This window comes from Scatolibacter rhodanostii, assembly GCF_900197595.1.
In the GTDB taxonomy this organism is placed as follows: domain Bacteria; phylum Bacillota; class Clostridia; order Oscillospirales; family Acutalibacteraceae; genus Scatolibacter; species Scatolibacter rhodanostii.
On record NZ_FZLO01000007.1, the window covers coordinates 106,310 to 129,393 of the forward strand.

Below are 23,084 nucleotides of genomic sequence, written 5' to 3' on the forward strand. Positions count from 1 at the left end.
TAGTAAAACCAATAAAAGAAAACATAAAAGCTGTTTCGCTTATATTTTGTTGAAGGAAAGGACTTATCATGGCGCAAAAATTTTATGCGGTTAGAAAAGGAAAAAAGACAGGAATATTCTTGACATGGGACGAATGTAAAAGACAAGTTACGGGTTTCAGCGGTGCGGAATATAAAAGTTTTCCAAATAAAGAAGGGGCAGAAGCCTTTTTAAGTTTAGATTTGCCGACTACTACTGGTGAGACGGTGATGACAGAAGACGGTATTCCCTACAAAGAAAATACAGCAATTGCTTATGTGGATGGCAGTTACAAGGCGGCAACAAGAGAATTTGCAAGCGGTGCGGTACTTTTCTATAATAAAGAAAAAATAACATTTTCTGAAAAATTTGATGACCCTGAATTAGCAGAAATGAGAAACGTTGCCGGAGAAATCACAGGTTCTATGATTGTGATTCGATATTGCATTGAAAATGATATTAAAGCAGTAGAAATTTATCATGATTACGAGGGAATTTCGAAATGGGCAAACGGACTTTGGAAAGCGAATAAATCAGGAACAAAAAACTATGCGGAATTTTGTCGTCAGGCAAGAGAACACGTGAATATTTCTTTCGTCAAAGTAAAAGGTCATTCGGGAGATCGCTATAATGATGAGGCAGATATTCTTGCCAAAAAAGCGTTAGGAATTTTATAAGAGGAAAGGTTGCTAAATATGTTATTTTGGGTGATTTTGACGCCTATTTGGGTAGCTTTGGTGGCTATTTTGATTTTTAGATTTACCAAGAACAGCACATTAGCATCATCTTTACCGCAAAATACAGAAAAAGAATCGGTCTCTAAAAAAGAGACCGCCTTTGTTTTTGCAGCAGCCCTTCTTTTTCGTGTTGGCATACTGTTTTTAGTCTTATTTCTTGTACGATTTTTGAGTTCACAAGACAGCGCGTTACCTACGCTTACCGAGATATTTTCTGCGTGGGATGGTACACATTATGTCAATTTGGTAGAAAAAGGATACAGCGGTTATCGTGAAGCAGGTAGGCCAATATTTCTTGTCTTTTTTCCTCTTTATGTTTGGGTTGTGCGTTTTTTTAGGCTGTTTATTCCAAACACGATGGCGGCTGGACTTTTGGTCTCTTTTTTGAGTTATGCAGGCGGTTGTTGTTTTGTCTACCGTATGGTGAACAAGCTTTATAACCGAACAGTAGCTCTTCGTAGTATTTTGTATCTGTCTATTTTCCCGTTCTCTTTCTTTTTTGGTGGCATGATGACTGAAGGTTTATTCTTGCTCACGACAGCGGCTTCGCTATATTACACCGCTGAACATAAGTGGTGGAGAGCCGGGCTATGGGGCGCTTTAGCAGCGATGAGCCGCATGACCGGAATGCTCACAGCCATTGCTATTTTGGTAGAATACATAGAGTATACAAAGCCGTTTAGACAAAATATTGACAACAACTGGATGAAACGTTGGATCATCAAACTGCCGGCGGCAGGAATTCCTTTTTTAGGAACAATTTTGTATTTGGTTCTAAATTATGCTGTTACAAGAAATTGTTTTTCTTTTCTGGAGTATCAAGGACACTGGGCACAAGGTGGGCAATGGCTTCCCAATACGATTCGATTATTAGTACGTAATGCAGGCGAATATAAAAACGAATCGCATGGTGTGTCAATATGGATTCCTGAGCTTATTTTATTCGTCGTATTTCTTTTACTGCTCATATTGGCCATCATGCAAAAAAAACATAAGTCCTTTATTTCGATATATGGACTTGCCTATTTAACCGTGAGTTATTCGCTTTCTTGGCTGTTAAGTGCGGGTCGATATCTTTCAAGCAGTATTGTGTTCTTTATTTTTGCAGCTGTTCTTACAGAACGTTGGAAGTGGTTAGATAAAGTTATCACAGTTGTATTTTCTATTCTGTTTGGCATCTATTTGTTTGCCTTTGTGGCAGGCGCTGAAATTATGTAAAAAGAAGTCGTGTTCCTTTTGGGGACACGACTTCTTTTTATAAGAAATATTATTTAAACCGTTTCTTCTTTGGCTGTTGAAAAAACACAAAATTCTTTCATACAGCAAATTTCACATTTTGCTTGTCTTGCTGTGCAAACTGCTCTGCCATGCAAAACAATACGGTGGCAAAAGTTGTTAGATTCTTCGGGTGGTAATACAGCACGCAAATCTTCTTCTACTTTGAGCGGGTTTTTGTTTTTGGTCAGCCCTAATCGTCCGGTGATTCGGATAAAATGGGTATCGGTAACCACGGCAGGTTTACCATAGATATCGCCTAAAATAAGATTGGCTGTTTTGCGACCTACACCGGGCAGCTTGAGCAAATCTTCCATGTTATCAGGAACTTGTCCGCCAAAATCATCTCGAATCATACGCGAGAGCGCGATAATATCCTTTGATTTGACTTTATAAAAGCCGCAAGAGTGAATTAACTCGCCTACTTCTTCTTCGGTTCCCCCACAAAAAGCTTCTAACGTAGGGAATCTGGCGAACAGGGCAGGGGTCACTAAATTGACGCGGGCATCTGTGCATTGTGCAGACAGTCGGGTGGCAATTAAAAGCTGAAGAGGATCCTCATAATTTAAAGAGCAGATGGCATCTGGGTATTCTGTTTTGAGCGCATCGACACATTCTTGAGCCAAAATCTTTTTTTGTTTTATCGTCATGGGAGGCCTCCTTGACTAGCGTAATATTGTTCTTTTATGATTATATGGTTAAAAATTCATGAATGTGGAATCGGGAAAAGAAAGATTGTCGAGTAAGTTTTTAACGGGAACATGACAAGACTTGGCGTATTGTACTGTGAAAGCAGTACCGCTTCTTCTGTTGCGATTTAAATAACACAGGCAATAATTGCTTTTCTCTACCAACAGGCGATTCCTTTGCCGCATAGCTTCAACGGAATAAGTCTCAGATACATATTTGATAGAAGACGCTTGTTCTAAAATTTGCTGATAGACTTCTTGCTGATGATTATGCCAGTTTGCGTGTTGATTTTTGCAAGGAAGAATCAAATGCAGCTTAATTTGAGAATTTGATTTTTGCTTTTGCAAAACAGCTTGTGCCGCTAGGGTGTCAAACCCTAGCGCCCCACCGGCGTAGAAATCAGTATAACCCTCAACAGTTAAAGCGTCTAATTCTTCCAGCAAAGTGGTATAAAGGCGAGGCAGAATATCGAAACGAATTGCTCTGTGTCCGGTAAAACAGCAAGCCAAGTTATCCAAAGTGAGCCCCCTCATACAGATGAAAAATCTTAGCTATTTTACCGCCCATCGGCAACATCATTAATTCGTTTTTACGGATAGCCTTAAATAAAATGGCGGCAGGAAAATAGACGAGAACTGCGACCGCAATAGCAATCAAAACTGCTATTTTTTCACTCATCATAGAAGAAAGAGCCAAGAAAGAGAAATAAGAAGCAGCACCCATGACGGCTGAGGCTAAAGCAACCGGAAGAAAGGATAGGAGAATGTTTTCCGCTTTGGGTACGAGGCGATAAACAGAGATAAGATTAAGAACTAAGGTGATGAGATAAGACAGTGATGTAGTAATAGCCGCACCTTGAATATTGATAGCCGGGTTTCCGATGAGAACATAATTTAAGACTAAGCGGACTATGCCGCCAATTGTCATGTTGATGACGGGCTGAGTTACATGTCCCATAGCCTGCATTAAGGAATTTGTCGTATATAACAGGCCATTAAAAACGATACCAATCGATACGGTCTGCAAAATACTACCGATAATGTCAGCAGAAACATTCTTGCTAAAATAAGCTAAATGGGCGATAGGTTGTCCAAATAGGAAGAAACCAACCGTACAGGGCACGGTAATTAAGAGCGTCATGCGAATGGCAGAAGTTGTACTGCGTGCCACCTTTTTTGCATCACGCTGTGTGAAAGCAACGGAGATGACAGGGATTAGGCTGGTAGCGATAGGAATGGTAATTGCGCCCGGCAAATCGAATAGTCGAATGGCAGCACCCCAAGCACCATATAAATCTTCAGCAGCTTCTTTAGAGAGATACGTCTGCAAGCGTGAGTTGATGATAGACGCATCAAAAAGATCAAGCACAAAGAGCAAACATGAACCAATTGTAATGGGAACGGCAATCCGAATTAAATTGTTTAAGATGACTTTGCTTGAGTCAACTCGACGGGAAGAATTAGAGGGATGGGAAAGCGTTTGGCGGCGGTCCTTCCGTTTGCGAATGGTAAGATAAACAGCACCGCAAAAGGCACTGAAAGAAATTCCGATGATAGCAGCCGCAGAAGAATATTCTGCATTTTGAAAAGTAGTGTGAATATAGAGGGCTAAAGAAAGCCCAAAGATAAGCTTAATAATGGCTTCGATTAACTGCGAAAGGGCAGTAGGCTTCATGTTCGACTTGCCTTGAAAAAAACCTCGTGTTGCAGACATAATAGAAGCAAAAAAGACCGTGGGAGCTAATGCCTTGATAGAATAAGTAGCACCGGGTACATGGACAATGGAAGCAAGTAAATCTGAAAAGAGGAACATTAGTATGCTCAGCACAAGCCCTAAAATAGAAAAAGTACGCAAGGCAATAGAAAAAGTTTTTTCGGCTTGACGTGGATTTCCCAAAGAGTAAGCACTGCTAACCATTTTAGAGACGGCAACAGGAAGACCAGCTGTGGCGATGGCATTGAATACGGCAAAAATGGTGTACGTAGCATTATAGGGGGCAAGACCGGCTGTACCGATAATGTTCGTGAGCGGGATGCTAAAGAAAAAACTGACAAATTTAACAATCAGCGTAGAGGCTGACAGAATAGCGGCACCTTTGAGAAAACTTTGGCCTTTTTCATTTGACATAGCAATTCTCCTAATATGGTTAGCTGGCATTTATATAACCGCATTAAGGTTATTAATACCCATTTTCATGTTTAATTATGATACAACTTTGTAGAAGAAACGTCAAGTTTTGCCATAGTAGCTTGTATAAACAGAAGACCAATCTAAAAATGGAGTACATCTAAAAAGATGTACTCCATTTTGCTTGAATTACGATACCTATTATCCTTGATATTTAGATTGTGGAAAATCCTTGGGGTCAAGATTAACAATATAGCAGAGGCGTTCGCTGTTGGTGATATAGATATCATTATTTCTTACAACATATTTTTCTGCATCTATGGTTACATAAACAACAGGTTTACTATAATCAACAGTGGTGATGTTGTTTTGCAAAGCTTTGTCTAGAGCGGTAAGAATAGGTTCCATTTGATCAAAAGAAGAACCCAGTGCATTACTGTTGTTATAATATTCATCAAAGATAGCGTTTGTATCGGGGTTATATCCAGAGAAGTTAATACCGTAGACAGAAAGACCGCCTTCACTGTCAGGTACTTGGTCATAATCAAGATATTGAATGCCATTTTCTTGGTAGGCGTTCCAATAGGAAAGGAATTCCTCTTTGCTGTTGGTGTTTCCAAGCTCACAGATTAGGCTAAAGGTTTTTGGTGTTAAATCTGGTGAAATCGTATAAATGCTCTGATATTTCTTTACGCCGTAATAACCTGAAAGAGAAATGCTGGGCAAATTTTGAGAGCTATAAGTGATGGTTTGTGTTGTGTCTTCGGCCATTTCCATAGCTTTCACATAAGGTAAAGTAGAAGACAGAGTGCCGTTGGTAATGAGATAAGAGGCCCACTGATCAGTTGATAAACCGGTTACTTCTTCTTTAAAGGTATTGTAAATGTTGTTGGTGTCTTCTTCTGTAAAGTTTTGTGTCATGGAATTGATGGAGATAGAACCGACCTCTTCGGGAATTTCAGAGAAAACAGATTCTTTTACTTCTGATTTCAAAATAGCTTGCTGAAAACGGAGATAGTCTTCGTCGGAGAGATAAAGGCTGCGATGGTAGGTTTTTCCGTTTTTCATACGAACAATAATGTGATTAAAAGAATTGTAGATATAGAAATTATTTTCTTCTATCTTAGCGGCTTCTTGATTTTGGGTGAGTAATTCAGATACCAGGTTTAAAACTTCTGGATTTTTAATAGTGGTGTCATCCATTAAATAATCTTCATATGAAGGTGATTGATACATATCTTCTTGATAACTGATACTGATAGAATCAATACGATCTACTTCCCAATTCACATTCAGCAAAGTGCTGCTTACGCCAACAACAGCCAAAGCAAAGACAACATTGAGTGCGGCTAAGATACCGAGAGCGGGCACCGTTTTAGGAATTGTCTTGAAAGTTTTTTTAGTAATGATTTCATAGGAGAAATAGACCACTAAAGAAATAAGATAAAGGGCAATAATGGTAACAGTGGATTCTGTATTGTTAAATAAGACAGTGGTAGCAATAACAGAAACAAAGAAACTAAGGGAAATACGGATGATAGCATGCACTTTTTTGCTTAAAGCAGGACTGCCGGCCGTTTCACTTTTACGCAGTGAAAATAAAATGCCACCGATAATTATATAGATTACGCCTAAAATAAGGCTATAAATACCATAGTTTACTTCGGTGAAAATATCACCTGAAGAAATGCCAAGTATGCTAGCGGCAAAGCCAAAAACCAGATTATAGCCCGAATCACTAATCAAGCCAAGACCACCGTTTGAGAGGACAGGGGCATTTCGCTGCACGGTCATAACAAATAACGTCATAATGGTACGGGGCAAGAACAAAACAAGTGAGGCAGTAATAATATTGGTGAAGATGGTTCCAGTAATAGAGACCGCTAAAAGTCCTGCACCTAAAACAAGGATAGAAGCGGAAAAAATAGTAAATATATAGGTGAAAATAGATTGAAATCCAATTGAAAAATAGCGAGCATTTAAAAAGTAAATGCAAAATGAAGTTAATGAAGTAATCGCTAAAATGACAACCAGCCAGGTGATAATACTTAATGTATAGGAAACAAAGATGGTTTTCCTTTTATGAGGAAGACTATGGTAAAAATCACTTTTGTTTCTGGCGTTTAAAAAATGAAAAGCAACAAGACCCATAAGCGGAACAAATAGGGCAAAAGATAGCATGTAGAGAGGATTGAAATCTATGCCATCAATTAGCATTTTCTCAACAGAACCGTTGTTAAGTTCTTGATTAGCCGCATAAGAAACATTAGAGAAAGCGACGACTGCGCCGATTAGTTCAACGATACAAAAATAAATAACGGCAACTAAAGCAGTTTGTTTCAATCCTTCTTTGTAAAGACCTTTATTAATAATCTGTTTCATATTCTCATCTCCTCTCAATTTAATTCGTTTTCAAAGGCGTAACCCAGAGCGCCCATTTCATGTACAAAGACTTCTTCTAAAGAAAGCGGAAGGATATCGAGCAGAATGGGTGCTTTTGATTTCAGCACTTCTTGTGCAGTTTCTCGGTTTCCTCGAACAATAAAGCTAGCAACTGATCCCTTTTTGTTGTAATTGAGCATTTCCAGTTCTGAGAAAAGAGTCTCATCAAAATCAAAAGGAAAAGCAACCTGCACACGAAATAGAGAGGTTTTAAGATTTTGCACATCCGATTCAAAAACAATACCGCCCTGATGTAGAAGGGCCAACTGGTCACAGGTGTCTTCTAACTCTCGTAAGCTGTGAGAGGTGATAATAGCCGTTGCATTGTTTTCTAAAACATCACTGATAATCAAGTTTTTGACAAGATTTCTCATGACAGGGTCAAGTCCGTCAAATGTTTCGTCAAAGAAAATATATTCCGGTTTGCGACATAGAGCTAAAATAATAGCGGCTTGCCGCTTCATACCTTTTGAAAAAGAGTTTACGCTAACTTTAGGATTTAGCCGAAAAGTTGCTGTCAATTCATTGAATCTCTTCATGTCAAAATTAGGAAATAAAGAGTCATAAAGAGTTGCCATGCGTTTCATCGAAGCGTTAGGCAAGAAGAACAACTCATCTGGGACGTAAGCGATTTTTGCCTTCATAGCAGGGTTTTCATAAATGGGCTGACCCTCCAGTGTAATTTGTCCGCTGTCGGCTTGATACACGCCGGTAATCATGCGCAAAAAAGTAGATTTTCCAGCACCATTTGAACCGATTAAGCCGTAAATACAACCTTTAGGGATTTGGCAGTTCATTTCTTTTAGAGCACAGAAGCTGCCAAAATTTTTAGTGACTTGCTCCGCTTTAATCATTTGTTATCCTCCTCATAGATTTTCTCAATCATCTTAATTATTTCTTCTTTTGTAATACCCGCAATGACCAGTTCTTGGATGAGTGGCTTAAGAGTTTGCATGCTGTTTCGCCGTTCTTCATAAAGAATTTCAGGAGCCGAATCAGCAATAAAAGTGCCTACACCTGAGCTGCTGTAGATTAAACCTTTTCTGTCAAGTTCGGTATAAGAACGCTGCACGGTGTTGGGGTTTAGGTTCATCTGCAAAGAAAGAGAACGCACAGACGGCATTTTCTCGCCGGGAGAAAAAATGCCCGTCAAAATATATTTCTCCACCTGTTGCACGATTTGCTCATAGACGGGGTAACGAGATTGATTATCAATCTGAAACATTCATAAACTCCTTTCTCTCTGTTTAGTGTATTAAGTATCCTAGTACGCTTAAGACGGTTATATCATGCGGATATCACTCTGTCAAGGGAAGAATTTGAATAGAAAGCAAAATGTAAATCTTTGTTATAAATTTGTAAGAAGTTAATGATTAAGGCAAGAAGAAAAGAATTGTTGTTTTCAAAAAAAGATGATAAAATAAATGGCAAAAAAAAATTACGATAGAAAGATTATGCCACGGCCATTTTAAAATCATATAAAAAAGGGGAGCATGATGGAAAATCAAGAATTATTTTGGCAAGCACTGGAAAGATTAGTTGCAGAGTCAGAGATTGTAATAGACCGACCTAAACAAACAGCACACCCTAAATATTCTGATATGATTTATCCGCTTGATTACGGCTATTTGAAAAATACCACGGCAATGGATGGTGGCGGTATCGACGTTTATGTTGGCTCTGATGAAGAAAGGACGGTAAAAGCAGTGCTATGTATTGTGGATTTGCTGAAAAGGGATTCTGAAATCAAGATTCTGATTGGCTGTACAAAAGAAGAAATAGCAGAAGCAAATCAATTTCAGAATCATTCCAATAATATGAAAGCGCTTTTGATTTACCGATAAAACTAAAATAGGCAGCAAAAAAGGGAGACATACATTTTGTATGTCTCCCTTTTGAAAGTTCCAAATGAATTATTTTGTGCCTTCATAAACAGCAACAGCGCAAGCAACAGTAGCACCGACCATTGGGTTGTTACCCATGCCGATGAGTCCCATCATCTCAACGTGAGCTGGAACAGAAGAAGAACCGGCAAACTGAGCGTCGCCGTGCATTCTGCCCATAGAATCAGTCAGGCCGTAAGAAGCAGGGCCAGCTCCCATGTTGTCTGGGTGCAGGGTACGTCCTGTACCACCGCCAGAAGCAACGGAGAAATACTGAACACCGTTTTCATTAGACCATTTTTTGTAAGTACCGGCAACAAGGTGCTGGAAACGAGTGGGGTTGGTGGAGTTTCCTGTGATAGAAACGTCAACGCCTTCGGCTTTCATGATAGCAACGCCTTCGAGAACGTCGTTAGCACCATAACATTTAACAGCAGCTCTTTCACCGTCAGAGAAAGCTTTTGTTTCAACAACATTCAGTTCATCATTGTAGAAATCATAGTCGGTTTTTACATAGGTAAAGCCGTTGATTCTGGAAATGATGTAAGCGGCATCTTTGCCCAAACCATTCAAAATGATTCTGAGTGGTTCTTTTCTGGCACGGTTAGCAGTTTTAGCGATACCGATGGCACCTTCAGCAGCAGCAAAGGATTCGTGGCCAGCGAGGAATGCAAAACACTTGGTTTCGTCTCTCAGTAGCATTGCGCCAAGATTACCGTGGCCTAGACCAACTTTTCTTTGTTCTGCAACAGAACCGGGAATGCAGAATGCTTCAAGACCGATACCGATTGCCTCGGCAGCTTCAGAAGCGGTTTTTGTTTCTTTTTTAATCGCAATAGCGCAACCTAGTGTATAAGCCCAGCTTGCGTTTTCAAAAGCGATGGGCTGAACGCCCTTTACGATTTCATAAGGGTCAAAACCCTTTGATTGACAAAGTTCACGAGCCTCTTCAAGACTGGCAAGGCCATACTCGGCGAGACATTTTTCAATTTTGGCAATTCTTCTATCCTTGCCTTCAAACATGACGTCATTAGCCATTATAGTTGTCCTCCTTTTATGGTCTTATTCTTCTCTCGGGTCAATATATTTGGCTGCATTATCAAAGCGACCATATTGACCGATGTTATTTTTATAGGCTTCATCAGGGGAGACACCATGACGGATGTCTTCAAGCATTTTGCCAAGCTTGACAAATTGATAGCCGATTACTTCGTTGTTCTCGTCCAGAGCCATTTTGATGACATAGCCTTCTGCCATTTCCATGAAACGAACGCCCTTAGCACCAGTGCTATACATGGTACCAACCTGTGAACGAAGTCCCTTGCCTAAATCTTCAAGACCTGCACCGATGGGCAGACCGCCTTCGGAGAACGCTGTCTGAGTTCTGCCGTAAGCAAGTTGTTTGAAGATTTCTCTCATCGCTACGTTGATGGCGTCACAAACAAGGTCTGTGTTCAAGCACTCTAAAAGAGTTTTGCCTGGCAGAATTTCTGCGGCCATAGCGGCGGAGTGTGTCATGCCAGAGCAGCCGATTGTTTCGACCAAAGCTTCTTGCACAATACCTTCTTTAACATTCAGTGTCAGCTTGCAAGCGCCCTGTTGGGGTGCACACCAGCCGATACCGTGAGAAAGACCGGAGATATCTTTGATTTCATATGACTTGACCCATTTTCCTTCTTCCGGAATGGGAGCCGGACCGTGATGAGGACCCTTTGCAACAATACACATATTTTCCACTTCATGGGAATAATTCATATTGGTACTCCTTTCGGTTCTGTATTCTTTGGGCTTACGGGAGGTGTTACATAAACTCCTTGCCAAATACCAATTCAAATTATTATAATATTTTTTTCATGCTTATTCAAGTCTTTTCGTCAATTTTTGCATAGATGTTTCTGCATGAGAATATAATAAATAAATATAAACAGTATGATAGATATAAATTCAAAAAAGACAGGCACAAAGCACGTTGTCAGATAAAATTAATAATTTTGTAAGGCAGTTTTATTTGACACGATATCGTGCGAATGTTATGATAACAATAATAAATAGCAAAGTAATCTGAAGTGAGGAATTTGTATGAATTGTCCGAATTGTAATGCAGATGTAACAGGCTGTGTTTATTGCCCTCATTGCGGTCAACAGGTGCCACCCTCTCAACCGTCCGGAGAGCATGTACCGCCCGATTTTTATAATCAATATCGTTATCAGTATCAATATTCTCAAAATGAGCAAAATCAGCAGAATCAGCAATACCAACCTCCGCAGACCCCTCCGCCGTATGATAATTCGGCTTATCAACAACCACCAATTCATGTGAACTTCTACACAGAAAACCAGCAACAGCAATATGCTGCTAGTTATAAGAGTCGTTTGGCAGCTCTCTTGCTTTGCATTTTTCTAGGTGTTTTAGGTGTTCACAGATTCTATACCGGTAAAATCGGAACAGGACTTCTGTGGCTTTTCACAGGCGGCCTATTTGGCATCGGCTATATCGTAGACATTATTTTAATTGCAACGGGTTCTTTTACCGACCAATACGGTTATCCGCTTTTGTATTGGTAATGGCTCAAAATCGTCTTACTATTTAGAAACAAGCATCTTTTGACTGTTTTCAGTTGAAGGGTGCTTTTCCTTATGGCAATCTTAGTTATTAATGTATAAAACGACAAAGGGAAAAATTCCATTGTGGTTTTATAACAGCATACTTGAAAGTGGTTGAATTATAGGTTGAAAAGATATTTTTAACCGAGTAAAAAGCCTTCTAAGACCAGAAGCTTCTCTTTGATAGCAAGACCGCCGCCATAGCCAACTAAACTTCCGTTTGCACCGATAACACGATGACAGGGGATGATAAGGGAGATAGGATTGCGGTTATTCGCCATACCGACAGCACGACAAGCTTTTGGGTTATCAATCATTTCTGCAATCTGTTTATAAGAGCGAGTTTCACCATAGGGAATGGTAGTAAGCGCTTGCCAAACTTTTTGCTGAAAAACAGTTCCTCTCGGTTCAAGCGGCAAGGTAAACGCAGTTCTCTTTTTATCAAAATATTCCTCTAACTGGTGCATGCAATCTGTCAGCAATAAAGTTTCCTTTTGGATTGCATTTTTAGGAACCACATCTCCAAAATGTAAACCTAGTAAAGCTGTTTCAGAAGCTTCGAGCGTTAAAACGCCGAGGGGGCTGACATAGTGATAATAAAAAATAGATTTATTCATAAAAGCTCCTTGTTGCCTTACTTTTGTTTTTGATAGGTTAGAGGAGAAACTCCAAACTTCTTTTTGAACATCTTAGAAAATGTGAACACATCACTGTATCCCGTAGAAAGCGCTGCTTGCGTAACAGAATAGTTATGTTTCTGTAAGAGAAAAGCAGCCTTGTTAAGACGGAAATTAAGCAAATATTGTTGGGGAGATATGCCGGTATGCAGCTTGAAAAGGGTGCTGAAATAGCTGCGGTTTAGATTCAATCGGTCAGCAATTTCTTGTACAGACAGTTCCATCATATATTCGTTTTCAATGCAGGAAATAGCTTGTTCAATATACGTTTTGACCCTATTTTCAGAAGATTCATTTCGGCTGTCAAGAAAAGAAAAAATCTCCCATATTTGCGAGCATAAAAAAGCTTCTCTGCCGGTTTCCATGTTCATCATGTTGTCTAGCCGAGTGAAGATTTCATCTAGTTGCCGAAAAGAAAGAATGCGTTCAGAAAAAACTTTGGGAACAGGAATACGGCACTCGAACCCTATCCAGATATAATGCCATGGGCTTTCTGCATCCGCTTCATAATAAGTAAGTTCATAGGGAAAGATAACAAAGCATTCGCCCGGCTTGAGAGAATACGTTTTATCATCGGCTGTGAAAGTACCCGTTCCCGAAATAACATAATGCAAAAGATAATAATCACGAGAAGCAGGACCAAAGCTGTGGCAAGGGTCACATTGCTGTTTGCCACAAACTAATGGATTTATATCAACAAATTTTCGGTTTTGCAGCAAAAAATTTTCAATATCCATATTGATAACATCCCCTCTTAAAACAACATTATAACAAATAGAACTAACAAAAATCAATTCCCTTTTTCTTTTTTTGTGACTACAATAAGGGAGAAATAACAATCAACAGGAGGAAATTCCTATGCCAAAAATTACTTTTATGGGTGCGGGCAGCACCGTTTTTGCCAGAAATGTATTGGGCGACTGTATGTGTTCTCCAGCTTTATGTGAGAGCGAAATTGCTTTATATGATATTGATGGTGGAAGATTAAAAGATTCTGAAATTATTTTGAGCGCAATCAATAAAAATGTAAACGGTGGCAAAGCCAAAATTAAATGCTATTTGGGCGTTGAAAACCGCAAAGAAGCTCTTCGTGGCGCTGATTTCGTAGTGGATGCGATTCAGGTTGGTCTATATGACCCTTGCACCATCATTGATTTTGAAGTTCCCAAAAAATATGGACTGCGCCAGACAATCGCCGATACATTGGGCATTGGCGGCATTATGAGAGGTTTGCGTACCATTCCTGTACTCAAATCCTTTGCTGATGACATGGAAGAAGTATGCCCGAATGCATGGTTCCTAAATTATACCAACCCGATGTCCATTCTTTCCGGTTATATGCAGCGTTATACAAACGTGAAAACAGTGGGACTCTGCCACAGTGTTCAGGTTTGTTCTAAAGACTTGCTGACAGGACTTGGCATGGAAGATAAGTTGGAAGGCAGAAAAGAAACCATTGCCGGAATTAACCACATGGCATGGCTGCTTGAGATTTATGACAAAGACGGCAACGATTTGTATCCCGAGATTAAAAAACGTGCTTTGCATAAGCTGGAGACAGAGAAATTTAAGGATATGGTTCGTTATGAGTACATCAAGAGATTGGGCTACTACTGCACAGAATCTAGCGAGCATAATGCAGAATACAATCCATTCTTCATTAAATCTAGATATCCGGAATTAATTGAGAAATACAACATTCCGTTGGACGAATATCCAAGAAGATGTATCGAGCAAATTGCAGGTTGGGAAAAAGAGCGTGATTCGATTTTGGCAGATGGAAAAATCGACCATGTACGTTCACATGAATATGCTTCTTATATCATTGAAGCCATTGTTACGGGTAACCCATACAAAATCGGCGGTAACGTGCTGAATAAGGGTCTGATCACTAACTTGCCTGCCGACGCTTGCGTGGAAGTGCCTTGCTTGGTTGACAATATGGGTGTACATCCTACTCATGTGGGCAAACTTCCTGTGCAATTGGCTGGCATGAACATGACCAATATCAATGCACAGCTGATGACCATTGAAGCTGCTGTCACGAAAAAGAGAGAAGATATCTATCGTGCTGCTATGCTTGAACCACACACAGCTGCCGAGCTTTCAATTGATGATATTGTCAGCATGTGCGATGAACTGATTGAAGCTCATGGAGACTATATGAAAGATTATCGCTGATGTTAATGTAATAGCGATGTTCTAATAACAACAAAGCAAGCCGTTTTTATTGCTGTCCTGTAACGACACAGAAGCATAAAAGCGGCTTGTTTTGTTCTATCATATTTTAAATAAGGATGTAATGGTGTAGTCAAATGTAATAAAAGTTTAAACTTTTGGAAAAGCTTGCTCTAAATCTTCAATTAAGTCTTGAGGATTTTCAATACCCACAGAGAATCGAAGGAGCTTTTCGTTAATTCCTAGCTGTAAACGTTTTTCAAGTGGGACATCAGCGTGTGTTTGGGTGAGCGGGTAGGTCATTAAGGATTCAACACCACCAAGACTTTCGGCAAAAGTAACAATCTGAAGGTGGTTCAAAATATATTTGGCAGTTTCCTGACTATCGACCTCAAAAGAAATCATAGCACCAAAGCCTTTAGATTGTTTTTGCATAACAGAATATCCGGGATGTGAAGGGAGTCCGCAGAAAAATACCTTGTTCACACGAGGATGAGCAGAAAGCCACTCCGCTATTTTTAGCGTGCTTTTTTGTGAACGATCCATACGCAGAGCCAATGTTTTAATACCACGAATTAAAAGATAGCTGTCAAAAGGGGAGAGGCAAGCGCCCAGCGTTTTGCTGATATAACGAAGTTTCTCACTGAGTTCAGCGTGTGCCGAAACCAAAAAGCCCGCCAGTGTATCATTATGACCGCTCAAGTATTTCGAACCGCTATGAATGACGACATCAGCTCCCAGTTCAATGGGATTGCAGCAATAAGGAGTCAAAAAAGTATTGTCAACGGCCAGCAAAATGTCTCGAGTACCGATTATTTTTTTAAGACCGGCAATATCAGTTACATTCATCATAGGGTTTGTCAGCGTTTCGCAAAAAAGAATTTTAGTGGCATCATCAATTTTAGACACAACCAATTCTAAGTCAGAGGTATCCACATATTCTACGAGAATGCCCTTATTGGCGATGACGTTATCAAATAGGCGAACTGTTCCGCCATATAAATCGTGCGAAGCCAGAATTTTATCGCCTGAACCTAAAAGCTCAATTAAGTTGGCAATAGCCGCCATGCCAGTAGAAAAAGCAATAGCATCATCTGCATTTTCCAGATGACATATCATTTCTTCCAGATGTGAACGAGTGGGGTTTTGCAAGCGAGAATAATCATATCCCGTGCTTTGGTCAGTCGATGGGTGAGAGAAGGTGGCGCTTTGGTAAATTGGCTGACAGACAGCTCCGGTAGGGTTGTCTTTTAAGGCCGCCCCGTGAACACAAACAGTATCTTGAAGCATAGTTCATTCCCCTTTATAAGCAAAGATTAAAAGCTATTCCTATTAATCATATTATTAACATATGTTATCACAAAATTTGTTGTCTGTCAATTTAAAGGAAGAACGAAAAGTCAATATAATGTACATTTTTGGCAAGCACAGAAACAAATACAATAATGTAACAAGAATTCAGATAAGATATCTAAAAATGTGTTTAAAATTTAACTTTATATTTTTGGGTCACTGCCACCTACCCATAGTCTAGTATACTTAATTTGGCCTGTTTTAAATTAAACTGAATCTTGACATTTACTTCATTGTTACAGTAAAATTTAATAATTGATAAATAAAGTGTTTGAATTATTTAATTAAGAAAGGAGCAAATAATATCTATGGAAATTTGGGACTTATTTGGAGAGAAGCGGCAACCACTTCATCGCACACATCGGCGTGGAGAAATGATGAATTTTGGTGAATACCATATTGATGTAGAAATATGGACGGTAGATAGTAATAGAAATATCCTGATTACACTTCGAGATTCTACAAAACAGTACTACCCTAGTAAATGGGAAGCCACCGGCGGGTCAGTTTTATCTGGAGAAACCAGTAGACAAGCTGCCATCAGAGAGTTAAAAGAAGAGACCGGAATATTGGCAGTAGAAGACGAACTATCTTTTTTAGGAACATGCCAAGAGATAGAAGCTTTTGTGGACATTTATTTGTTACGATGTGATATCCCAATTTCTAAATTGATTATGCAACCAGGTGAAACAGTTGACGCTAAGTGGATATCATTTGAGCAATTAGAGGAAATGATTGCAGATGAATCTTTAGCGCTTCCCATTGGAGAACACTTTCAGACAGTTAAGCAAAATTTTTATGATAAACTCGGTCATAATAAAACATAGGTTTAGAATATGGTTAAAGAAGTTTCTCATAAGTTTTCTGTAATTATCGAATGATTATACTCTGTACAAGAAAAATACTATAAAGAAAAGTAAAATCTATATTGACAAATATGGTCAAGCTGTGGTATGATTTCTATCGCACCAGTTTAATTTGGGTGTACTCTGGAGAGGTGTCCGAGTGGTTTAAGGAGCTAGTCTTGAAAACTAGTGATCCCGCAAGGGACCAAGAGTTCGAATCTCTTCCTCTCCGCCAATTTTTTCTTTATTAAATAGAATAGCCCTGCTTATACTTATGGAGACATACCCAAGTGGCTATAAGGGGCTCCCCTGCTAAGGGAGTAGGCCGGGAAACCGGTGCGAGAGTTCGAATCTCTCTGTCTCCGCCATAACATCACGTCAATGATGATATAATCACAGACGTGGCAGAAACTCCTCTATTAGAGGAGTTTCTTTGCGTTTGGGTGCAAATTGCACAAGCTATCATTAGGATATGGACAAACTTGGTAAATCGTAGGGACAAATAGTCGCAGGATTGAGATGCACCCATGTCCGTAAAATCACATTTTTCCTGACAAGCTGGGTGCATTTTAGAAATAGGCAAGCAAAAACCACCTTTCACAGGTGGCTTTTCTATACCTATTCGCTTCAGTCTGCATAATGTTTACGTGGCGCTTCTGTTTGAATTTCGCTGCCATCGCGGAACATGATGCGGACATCATTAAGGGAAAATATCGTGATTTTCTCCACAATTGCTCGAAACAGAACTTCATCGAATTCGATCAATAATTTTTCTCTGGTGCGTAGTGTGTCCATAAATTGTAGGACTTTATCTCGTCTCGCCAATCGCAACTGTTTTTTGTCTTCGCATTCTGAAAGCTGATTTTTGACTTCTTCATAACGACTGCTCAGTTCAGAATAATGCTCCATATATTCTTGCTGGTCTTGTAACTGCCGAGCGTTGTCGTAAACCATAAGCTCCAGTTGTGCATAAATTCCAGATAGTCGTTCATTTAAAACTTGGATTTCATTATCAAACTCTTTCGTGTCCGCCAGCATATCAATTAAGGGCTGAAGCGCAGAAATGTACTGTTCTTTATCGCCTAAAATTTGATTTATCGCTTGCACAAAAACTTGTTGCAAAGCTATTTCATCAACATTGGGTGTTGCACAAGGCTCAACCCCACGCTCTTTATATTTGCCGTTACATTGCCAAACCGTGCGCTTGTATTTGCTCGTAGAATTCCATGTTTTTGAGCCATATAATGCACCACATTCACCACAGAATACTTTGTCAGCAAAACAATTGCTACTGCGTTTAGTGTTGTGTTTACGATTTTTGGCAATCTCAACTTGAACAATCTCAAATATTTCTGGCGGCACAATCGCCGGGTGCGAATTTTCTACATAGTACTGCGGTACTTGCCCTTCATTTTTCACCATCTTTTTGGTAAGAAAATCGGCGCAAAAGGTCTTCTGCAACCTTGCGTCGCCACGATATTTTTCATTTTGGAGAATACTCATTATCGTGCTGACTGCCCATTTTTCCTTTCCGGCAGGAGTAGGGATTCTATCGGAAGTCAAGTTTCGAGCGATTTCTCGAATTGTAATGCCGCTTAGATATTCTTGATAAATGCGGCGTACAATTTTGGCTTCACTCTCGACTATTTCCGGGCGACCATTTTCACCTTTTTGATAACCTAAAAACTGCTTGTAAGGAATGGTCACTTTCCCGTCTGCAAAGCGCTTTCTTTGCCCCCAAGTGACGTTTTGGGAAATGTTTCTACTTTCTTCTTGTGCGAGAGATGACATTATCGTAATAAGCAATTCGCCTTTGCCGTCAAAAGTCCAGATATTCTCTTTCTCAAAGAAGCACTCCACACCTTTTTCCTTAAGCTGACGAATGGTGTTTAGGCTATCAACCGTGTTTCTGGCAAAACGGCTTACGCTTTTTGTAACAAGCAAGTCAAACTCTCCAGCCAACCCATCAGCGACCATTTGCTTGAATCCTTCACGCTTTTTTGTATTGACTGCGGAAATACCTTCATCCGTATAAATGCCTTTAAAATCCCAATCTGGGTGTTCTGATATGTATTTTGTGTAGTAGTCAACCTGCGCCTCGTAACTGGTTAATTGTTCCTCTGAATCAGTGGAAACACGGGCGTAGGCTGCCACTCTTCGTTTGTTTATCGGCGAAAAAGTCGTGGGTGTAAACAATGGTATAGTGGCTGGTATGACTGTAATATTGGATTTATTGCTCATTTTCTCTCCTTTTCTGCGCCCTTGCAAGTTGACGTTGTCGAGCAGCTTCTTTCATTTGGGGTGTCCAGCTCTTACTGCGAGAAGTGTGAACCCATGGAATACCAAGCACCCGACCATCTTTCATTGTAAAGACAAGTGTATTTTTATCGGGAACTTTGATGTTACCAATTTGCTTAATACCACCAACCTCATCAACTTTTTCGTGTAAAATATCCTCTGGAATTTGCTGTGAATCGCAATATTCTTTACCCTTGGTATCATAGGTCGTGCATATCCATACCGCTTTTTCATACTTTGTACCAGCCGCATTATACTTGCGTTTATACGGTGATCCGCACTTTCCACAGGTTATTAAGCCTGTATAAGGATAGGGTGTTGATTGTCGTGGCTTAGGATTGTAGTTTTTTGATCGCCTAGAAATTTCTGCTTGAACCTCAATGAAAATTTCTTTGCCAATAATGAAGTCGTGACTATTTTCCACAAGATATTGTGGAAGCTGTCCGACATTCTTCACTTTCGTCTTGGATATATGGTCTTTAATAAAGGTTTTTTGCAGCCTTAAATCCCCCATATATTTTTCATTTCTAAGCATATCGCTTATAGTGGATTTATTGAGCTTGATACCCTGCGCAAGTAGCTTTTTTGAAATGCCCACAATACCCATCCCAGATAAATAATCTGAAAATATAGTTTTAACAATTTGAGCTTCATCAGGCTTAACTACTAACTGCCCATTTTGTATGCGAAAGCCGAACATTCTCATACCACATATCTTACCCTCAGAGAAACTTTTTCTGACCCGCCACTTCTGATTTTCGGAAGCACTCAAGCTCTCCTCCTGCGCATAACTAGCAAGGATTGTGAGCATAACTTCACCCTCAGCAGACATGGAATGAATATTTTGTTCCTCAAAAAAGACGTCCACCCCGAGGTTTTTCAACTCTCTCACCGATTCTAAGACCGTGACGGTGTTGCGAGCGAACCTTGAGATGGACTTCGTAATAATTAAATCAACTCTACCAGAACGGCAAGCTTCCAGCATTTCTTGAAACTGTGGTCGAGCTTCTTTCGTACCTGTAAGAGCTTCATCAACAAACACTTGAACATATTCCCAATCAGAGTGATTACGTATGTAATCGCTGTAGTAGCTGATTTGTGCCGATAAAGAATGGAGCATTGCTTCTTTTCCACTGGATACTCGAGCATAAGCTGCCACACGTTTTCGCCTCGGCAAGGCTGGAGCTAACCCTTGAATTTGTGTTATTTTTATCGTAATCACCTCTTTTCTGATGAACATGATACCTCTGAAAGCAAGGTTAATCAAGCAATATGGAGCAAGTATATCCACCAAAGATCTTGGCTGTTATTCTATGTTTTTTGACGTGTAGATTTTCTTTTCCATGAGTCTATATTCTGGATAATTGACTGACTTTGTGATAGACAAATCTTCTCCATATCATCAAATTCCTGCTGTGTAATGATGTGCTCTTGAAGCAATTCTTTCAGTAAAGCAATATGAACTCCATAATTGATTTCACGCTTAAGTTGGTTTTTTGTCATGCGAAACCTCCCCAAAACGCGCATTGATATAGCATTTGCGACAACAATATTTGCGATTTTTTCTTCCGTGTGAGTTAAAGGGTTTTCTGCAATAAGCACAGATTATATAGGTTGAGTTGCTTTGATTCGATAAATACCTGTGGGTATTCCAATAGGCATTGCGACAAGATTCACAGCAGAATTTTCTTGGCTTTGTTTTGGATGGTTGAATCAAGGTCTTTCCACATTGTAGGCATGTGTTCTTATCGTAGACTGCTACATTTTTAGATGTCTCCCTGTGCATAAAAGATTTTATTGTGTTTCGTGAAATTCCTGTTTGTTCTGATATCTGTGTAAAGGTGAGATTCTGCGCCCGGAGAAGCTTGATCTTGATTTTCTGTTCTTCTGTCATAAAAAATCACCCCCACATTACCCGTTAATACGAGTATATGCGAGGGTGATTGTCCGTTATATCGCTTTAATATAGGTAACTAAATTGAAAATTCTTTTATAATAAGTTGTGGTTTGATTATAACAATTACATACTTAAAATTTTCATTTCAGTCTTGACAAACATACATTGTGTATGTTATACTCATTACATACACAATGTATGTAATGAGGTGAATGGGCTTGCCACGAAACAAATATCCAGAAGAAACAGAGCAGAAAATACTAGATTCTGCATTAAAACTATTCATTCAAAAGGGTTATGAGCAAACAACAATTCTTGATATAGTCAGTGAAATGGGTGGACTGACACGAGGAGCCTTTTATCATCATTTCAAAACAAAAGAAGATGTTTTTTTTGCGTTGACTGATAAGATATTTAACGATATGAAGCCTTTTGTAAAAATTAAAGGGCGTACCGACATCAATGGTTTAGAAAAAATAAAATTGACTTTACAGACAGTAAATGAAAGCAAGGATTATGCCACACTTCAGCTTCAAATACTTTCGTTGATTGAAAACAGCCCTACAGCTTTCAAAATATATATGGAAAAACAACGCACTTTTTTAGCAACAAAATATGCTGAACTTATTGAAGAAGGTATAAACGATGGCTCAATCAAAGCGAAACACCCTAAATTAACAGCAGAATTGTTCTTGTTAATTTGTAATATTTGGCTCATGCCCACGATATATCCACAAGCAAACGAAGAAGAGGCATGGCAAAGATTCCATATGGCAAAGGATATTGTTGAAGCTTTGGGGCTGCCAGTTCTTGATGAAAAATTAGCTTCTCAAGTCACTATAACGGAGCAAGGTAAAGCGATTGAGGTTAATAAAACGTAACCTTGTCGTTACAAAACAAAAGTTATATTTTAGCATTATACATACATTCAGAATGTATAATAATTTAATAAATAAGCCATCAAACAAAAATTGGAGGAAATATGTAATGGAAAACCGCATTATCGGATTGGAAAATCTTCTTGAAGAACTTAATGAAAACATTTTAAGAACGCAAAACGAAGCCCAATATATTGGCATAGCGACAATTACTCGTCAGGATTTGGAAAAAATAAAAGGTTCAAATAAGAAAGCCAAAATTCGAATGACGGGACCATTAACATTTGCAGATGATGTTACCCCTGAACTAGTCAGAGAAACTATTGAAAGTGTCAAGGTGAAAGGCAAAATAAACGGTTCGATTGAAGTAAAAGAAGCTTTGAATATTCTGTAAAACATGAACAGAGCTTTCATTTTTCTGAAAGCTCTGTTTTTCTATGTCGCCGACATTTTCTCCGCCAACACCTCAATATACATTCCTTTGCCACGCACATTCTCCACGCTGGTGATCTTGAATTTCTCATCACCACAGCCAATTTTCATAGCCGTGGTAATGGTTAAGTTCGGTATCACACGAAATTGAAAAAGGCTCGTTGCTTTCGACCATGTAGCTTGATTTGCCCAAAAGGTGCTGCCGTGCCGTTCCTCACGATAGGCTCGGATGCTTGCTACAACCACATCAGTGGTCACAACAAAACCGTCCTTATCTTTGACTTTTTTCGTTTCGATGATAGTAATCGGTGTGTTCATTTTTCCAAAACTCATCTCAAATCAACCATTCCCGATCCAGTCGCAGCAGCATATTTACGGTATCCCAAACTTGCTGCCCAGCCTGAACGGAATCAGCGAAAAAGCCGCCTGTTGAGCCATCTCTGCTCTCATAGAAATGGCTTGCAAGCATGACAATTGCCTGTTCTGTGGTGGGCGGCATATCTTTTTCAAGATAAGTGCCATTTGGGATATGCTGATAGCTTTCAGCGTAATTGACCGCAGCCTTGATGTAATTTTCAAGTAATGCATCGTCTTCATCATGTGATAAAATAAGGTTTTTCTTCACTTTCTCAAGTAGTCCCTCTATCATGTCCCAGCACCCATTTTGAGGATTTTCACAGCTTCAGGCAAAATGAGTTTGCCGTCAACACGCTGAGTGGCAATAAATCCACGCTGCCCTGTAACGGCATA

Annotated in this window: 24 protein-coding genes and 2 tRNA genes; 10 read left to right on the top strand and 16 right to left on the bottom strand. The window is 39.5% G+C overall.

Annotated features, from left to right (window positions below; translation table 11 throughout):
- Positions 1 to 68 precede the first annotated feature (68 nt).
- Complete coding sequence (locus CS931_RS12180; RefSeq protein ID WP_099206161.1) at positions 69 to 695, top strand: ribonuclease H1 domain-containing protein; 627 nt, start codon at positions 69 to 71, stop codon at positions 693 to 695.
- Between the two features lie 18 nt (positions 696 to 713).
- Positions 714 to 1,973 carry a glycosyltransferase family 39 protein gene (locus tag CS931_RS12185; protein ID WP_099206162.1) on the top strand — a complete coding sequence of 420 codons (1,260 nt, stop codon included), beginning with the start codon at positions 714 to 716 and terminating at the stop codon, positions 1,971 to 1,973.
- A gap of 53 nt (positions 1,974 to 2,026) precedes the next feature.
- On the opposite strand, the gene nth is transcribed toward CS931_RS12185, so the two are convergent.
- The 6 genes from nth to CS931_RS12215 form a co-directional block, all read right to left on the bottom strand.
- Entirely contained in the window at positions 2,027 to 2,680 is a 654-nt protein-coding gene (gene nth / locus CS931_RS12190; protein ID WP_099206163.1) for an endonuclease III, read from the bottom strand.
- Between the two features lie 48 nt (positions 2,681 to 2,728).
- Positions 2,729 to 3,238 carry an SLOG family protein gene (locus CS931_RS12195; RefSeq protein WP_159459832.1) on the bottom strand — a complete coding sequence of 170 codons (510 nt, stop codon included), beginning with the start codon at positions 3,236 to 3,238 and terminating at the stop codon, positions 2,729 to 2,731.
- Entirely contained in the window at positions 3,231 to 4,847 is a 1,617-nt protein-coding gene (locus CS931_RS12200) for a putative polysaccharide biosynthesis protein (protein ID WP_159459833.1), read from the bottom strand. The genes CS931_RS12195 and CS931_RS12200 overlap by 8 nt, the downstream gene beginning before the upstream one ends.
- Before the next feature lie 201 nt (positions 4,848 to 5,048).
- Positions 5,049 to 7,229, bottom strand: coding sequence for a hypothetical protein (locus CS931_RS12205; protein WP_099206166.1), 2,181 nt, complete (start codon positions 7,227 to 7,229; stop codon positions 5,049 to 5,051).
- Between the two features lie 14 nt (positions 7,230 to 7,243).
- Entirely contained in the window at positions 7,244 to 8,143 is a 900-nt protein-coding gene (locus tag CS931_RS12210; protein WP_099206167.1) for an ABC transporter ATP-binding protein, read from the bottom strand.
- Positions 8,140 to 8,514 carry a GntR family transcriptional regulator gene (locus tag CS931_RS12215; protein WP_099206168.1) on the bottom strand — a complete coding sequence of 125 codons (375 nt, stop codon included), beginning with the start codon at positions 8,512 to 8,514 and terminating at the stop codon, positions 8,140 to 8,142. The genes CS931_RS12210 and CS931_RS12215 overlap by 4 nt, the downstream gene beginning before the upstream one ends.
- A gap of 268 nt (positions 8,515 to 8,782) precedes the next feature.
- On the opposite strand from CS931_RS12215, the gene CS931_RS12220 reads away from it, so the two are divergent.
- Positions 8,783 to 9,133, top strand: coding sequence for a pyrophosphatase-like OB fold-containing protein (locus tag CS931_RS12220; RefSeq protein ID WP_306341546.1), 351 nt, complete (start codon positions 8,783 to 8,785; stop codon positions 9,131 to 9,133).
- Between the two features lie 69 nt (positions 9,134 to 9,202).
- Here CS931_RS12220 and CS931_RS12225 read toward each other — a convergent pair whose 3' ends face one another.
- Both CS931_RS12225 and CS931_RS12230 read right to left on the bottom strand, forming a co-directional pair.
- Positions 9,203 to 10,210 carry a GGGtGRT protein gene (locus CS931_RS12225; protein ID WP_099206170.1) on the bottom strand — a complete coding sequence of 336 codons (1,008 nt, stop codon included), beginning with the start codon at positions 10,208 to 10,210 and terminating at the stop codon, positions 9,203 to 9,205.
- Positions 10,211 to 10,234: 24 nt separating this feature from the next.
- On the bottom strand, positions 10,235 to 10,927 hold the full coding sequence (locus CS931_RS12230) for an iron-sulfur cluster assembly scaffold protein (RefSeq protein ID WP_099206171.1): 693 nt from the start codon (positions 10,925 to 10,927) through the stop codon (positions 10,235 to 10,237).
- Positions 10,928 to 11,251: 324 nt separating this feature from the next.
- On the opposite strand from CS931_RS12230, the gene CS931_RS12235 reads away from it, so the two are divergent.
- The gene (locus CS931_RS12235) at positions 11,252 to 11,737 is read left to right on the top strand and encodes a TM2 domain-containing protein (protein ID WP_099206172.1); all 486 of its coding nucleotides are present in this window, start codon (positions 11,252 to 11,254) and stop codon (positions 11,735 to 11,737) included.
- A 179-nt stretch (positions 11,738 to 11,916) separates the two neighbouring features.
- Here CS931_RS12235 and CS931_RS12240 read toward each other — a convergent pair whose 3' ends face one another.
- Together CS931_RS12240 and CS931_RS12245 are read right to left on the bottom strand one after the other, a co-directional pair.
- Positions 11,917 to 12,393 carry a methylated-DNA--[protein]-cysteine S-methyltransferase gene (locus tag CS931_RS12240; RefSeq protein ID WP_099206173.1) on the bottom strand — a complete coding sequence of 159 codons (477 nt, stop codon included), beginning with the start codon at positions 12,391 to 12,393 and terminating at the stop codon, positions 11,917 to 11,919.
- Positions 12,394 to 12,410: 17 nt separating this feature from the next.
- Positions 12,411 to 13,190, bottom strand: a complete 780-nt coding sequence (locus CS931_RS12245; protein WP_099206174.1) for an AraC family transcriptional regulator — start codon at positions 13,188 to 13,190, stop codon at positions 12,411 to 12,413.
- Between the two features lie 121 nt (positions 13,191 to 13,311).
- On the opposite strand from CS931_RS12245, the gene CS931_RS12250 reads away from it, so the two are divergent.
- Positions 13,312 to 14,634, top strand: coding sequence for an alpha-glucosidase/alpha-galactosidase (locus tag CS931_RS12250; RefSeq protein ID WP_099206175.1), 1,323 nt, complete (start codon positions 13,312 to 13,314; stop codon positions 14,632 to 14,634).
- Between the two features lie 147 nt (positions 14,635 to 14,781).
- Here the strand turns inward: CS931_RS12250 and CS931_RS12255 are convergent, their stop codons facing one another.
- The gene (locus tag CS931_RS12255) at positions 14,782 to 15,921 is read right to left on the bottom strand and encodes a trans-sulfuration enzyme family protein (RefSeq protein ID WP_099206176.1); all 1,140 of its coding nucleotides are present in this window, start codon (positions 15,919 to 15,921) and stop codon (positions 14,782 to 14,784) included.
- A 371-nt stretch (positions 15,922 to 16,292) separates the two neighbouring features.
- Between CS931_RS12255 and CS931_RS12260 the strand changes: the two genes are divergently transcribed.
- The 3 genes from CS931_RS12260 (at position 16,293) to CS931_RS12270 (ending at position 17,197) form a co-directional block, all read left to right on the top strand.
- The gene (locus tag CS931_RS12260) at positions 16,293 to 16,811 is read left to right on the top strand and encodes an NUDIX hydrolase (RefSeq protein WP_099206177.1); all 519 of its coding nucleotides are present in this window, start codon (positions 16,293 to 16,295) and stop codon (positions 16,809 to 16,811) included.
- A gap of 164 nt (positions 16,812 to 16,975) precedes the next feature.
- Positions 16,976 to 17,064, top strand: a tRNA-Ser gene (locus tag CS931_RS12265).
- Between the two features lie 41 nt (positions 17,065 to 17,105).
- Positions 17,106 to 17,197 (top strand) — tRNA-Ser (locus tag CS931_RS12270).
- A 259-nt stretch (positions 17,198 to 17,456) separates the two neighbouring features.
- Here CS931_RS12270 and CS931_RS12275 read toward each other — a convergent pair.
- The 3 genes from CS931_RS12275 to CS931_RS12285 form a co-directional block, all read right to left on the bottom strand.
- The gene (locus CS931_RS12275) at positions 17,457 to 19,070 is read right to left on the bottom strand and encodes a recombinase family protein (RefSeq protein WP_099206178.1); all 1,614 of its coding nucleotides are present in this window, start codon (positions 19,068 to 19,070) and stop codon (positions 17,457 to 17,459) included.
- On the bottom strand, positions 19,060 to 20,367 hold the full coding sequence (locus CS931_RS12280) for a recombinase family protein (protein ID WP_099206179.1): 1,308 nt from the start codon (positions 20,365 to 20,367) through the stop codon (positions 19,060 to 19,062). The genes CS931_RS12275 and CS931_RS12280 overlap by 11 nt, the downstream gene beginning before the upstream one ends.
- Positions 20,368 to 20,438: 71 nt before the next feature.
- On the bottom strand, positions 20,439 to 20,630 hold the full coding sequence (locus tag CS931_RS12285; protein WP_099206180.1) for an SHOCT domain-containing protein: 192 nt from the start codon (positions 20,628 to 20,630) through the stop codon (positions 20,439 to 20,441).
- 612 nt (positions 20,631 to 21,242) lie between these two features.
- Here CS931_RS12285 and CS931_RS12290 point away from each other — a divergent pair.
- Positions 21,243 to 21,905, top strand: coding sequence for a TetR/AcrR family transcriptional regulator (locus tag CS931_RS12290; protein WP_099206190.1), 663 nt, complete (start codon positions 21,243 to 21,245; stop codon positions 21,903 to 21,905).
- Between the two features lie 106 nt (positions 21,906 to 22,011).
- Entirely contained in the window at positions 22,012 to 22,296 is a 285-nt protein-coding gene (locus CS931_RS12295; protein ID WP_099206181.1) for a ribbon-helix-helix domain-containing protein, read from the top strand.
- Positions 22,297 to 22,337: 41 nt separating this feature from the next.
- Here CS931_RS12295 and CS931_RS12300 read toward each other — a convergent pair whose 3' ends face one another.
- Both CS931_RS12300 and CS931_RS12305 read right to left on the bottom strand, forming a co-directional pair.
- Complete coding sequence (locus tag CS931_RS12300) at positions 22,338 to 22,667, bottom strand: phage head closure protein (protein WP_099206182.1); 330 nt, start codon at positions 22,665 to 22,667, stop codon at positions 22,338 to 22,340.
- Between the two features lies 1 nt (position 22,668).
- On the bottom strand, positions 22,669 to 22,983 hold the full coding sequence (locus CS931_RS12305; RefSeq protein ID WP_099206183.1) for a head-tail connector protein: 315 nt from the start codon (positions 22,981 to 22,983) through the stop codon (positions 22,669 to 22,671).
- Between the last annotated feature and the right edge of the window lie 101 nt (positions 22,984 to 23,084).

Bases quoted from the DNA above. Each gene is read 5' to 3' on its own strand.
- CS931_RS12180 (WP_099206161.1), top strand. From the start codon at position 69: ATGGCGCAAAAATTTTATGCGGTTAGAAAAGGAAAAAAGACAGGAATA.
- CS931_RS12185 (WP_099206162.1), top strand. From the start codon at position 714: ATGTTATTTTGGGTGATTTTGACGCCTATTTGGGTAGCTTTGGTGGCT.
- nth (WP_099206163.1), bottom strand. From the start codon at position 2,680: ATGACGATAAAACAAAAAAAGATTTTGGCTCAAGAATGTGTCGATGCG.
- CS931_RS12200 (WP_159459833.1), bottom strand. From the start codon at position 4,847: ATGTCAAATGAAAAAGGCCAAAGTTTTCTCAAAGGTGCCGCTATTCTG.
- CS931_RS12205 (WP_099206166.1), bottom strand. From the start codon at position 7,229: ATGAAACAGATTATTAATAAAGGTCTTTACAAAGAAGGATTGAAACAA.
- CS931_RS12210 (WP_099206167.1), bottom strand. From the start codon at position 8,143: ATGATTAAAGCGGAGCAAGTCACTAAAAATTTTGGCAGCTTCTGTGCT.
- CS931_RS12215 (WP_099206168.1), bottom strand. From the start codon at position 8,514: ATGTTTCAGATTGATAATCAATCTCGTTACCCCGTCTATGAGCAAATC.
- CS931_RS12220 (WP_306341546.1), top strand. From the start codon at position 8,783: ATGATGGAAAATCAAGAATTATTTTGGCAAGCACTGGAAAGATTAGTT.
- CS931_RS12225 (WP_099206170.1), bottom strand. From the start codon at position 10,210: ATGGCTAATGACGTCATGTTTGAAGGCAAGGATAGAAGAATTGCCAAA.
- CS931_RS12230 (WP_099206171.1), bottom strand. From the start codon at position 10,927: ATGAATTATTCCCATGAAGTGGAAAATATGTGTATTGTTGCAAAGGGT.
- CS931_RS12235 (WP_099206172.1), top strand. From the start codon at position 11,252: ATGAATTGTCCGAATTGTAATGCAGATGTAACAGGCTGTGTTTATTGC.
- CS931_RS12240 (WP_099206173.1), bottom strand. From the start codon at position 12,393: ATGAATAAATCTATTTTTTATTATCACTATGTCAGCCCCCTCGGCGTT.
- CS931_RS12245 (WP_099206174.1), bottom strand. From the start codon at position 13,190: ATGGATATTGAAAATTTTTTGCTGCAAAACCGAAAATTTGTTGATATA.
- CS931_RS12250 (WP_099206175.1), top strand. From the start codon at position 13,312: ATGCCAAAAATTACTTTTATGGGTGCGGGCAGCACCGTTTTTGCCAGA.
- CS931_RS12255 (WP_099206176.1), bottom strand. From the start codon at position 15,921: ATGCTTCAAGATACTGTTTGTGTTCACGGGGCGGCCTTAAAAGACAAC.
- CS931_RS12260 (WP_099206177.1), top strand. From the start codon at position 16,293: ATGGAAATTTGGGACTTATTTGGAGAGAAGCGGCAACCACTTCATCGC.
- CS931_RS12275 (WP_099206178.1), bottom strand. From the start codon at position 19,070: ATGAGCAATAAATCCAATATTACAGTCATACCAGCCACTATACCATTG.
- CS931_RS12280 (WP_099206179.1), bottom strand. From the start codon at position 20,367: ATGTTCATCAGAAAAGAGGTGATTACGATAAAAATAACACAAATTCAA.
- CS931_RS12285 (WP_099206180.1), bottom strand. From the start codon at position 20,630: ATGACAAAAAACCAACTTAAGCGTGAAATCAATTATGGAGTTCATATT.
- CS931_RS12295 (WP_099206181.1), top strand. From the start codon at position 22,012: ATGGAAAACCGCATTATCGGATTGGAAAATCTTCTTGAAGAACTTAAT.
- CS931_RS12300 (WP_099206182.1), bottom strand. From the start codon at position 22,667: ATGAGTTTTGGAAAAATGAACACACCGATTACTATCATCGAAACGAAA.
- CS931_RS12305 (WP_099206183.1), bottom strand. From the start codon at position 22,983: ATGATAGAGGGACTACTTGAGAAAGTGAAGAAAAACCTTATTTTATCA.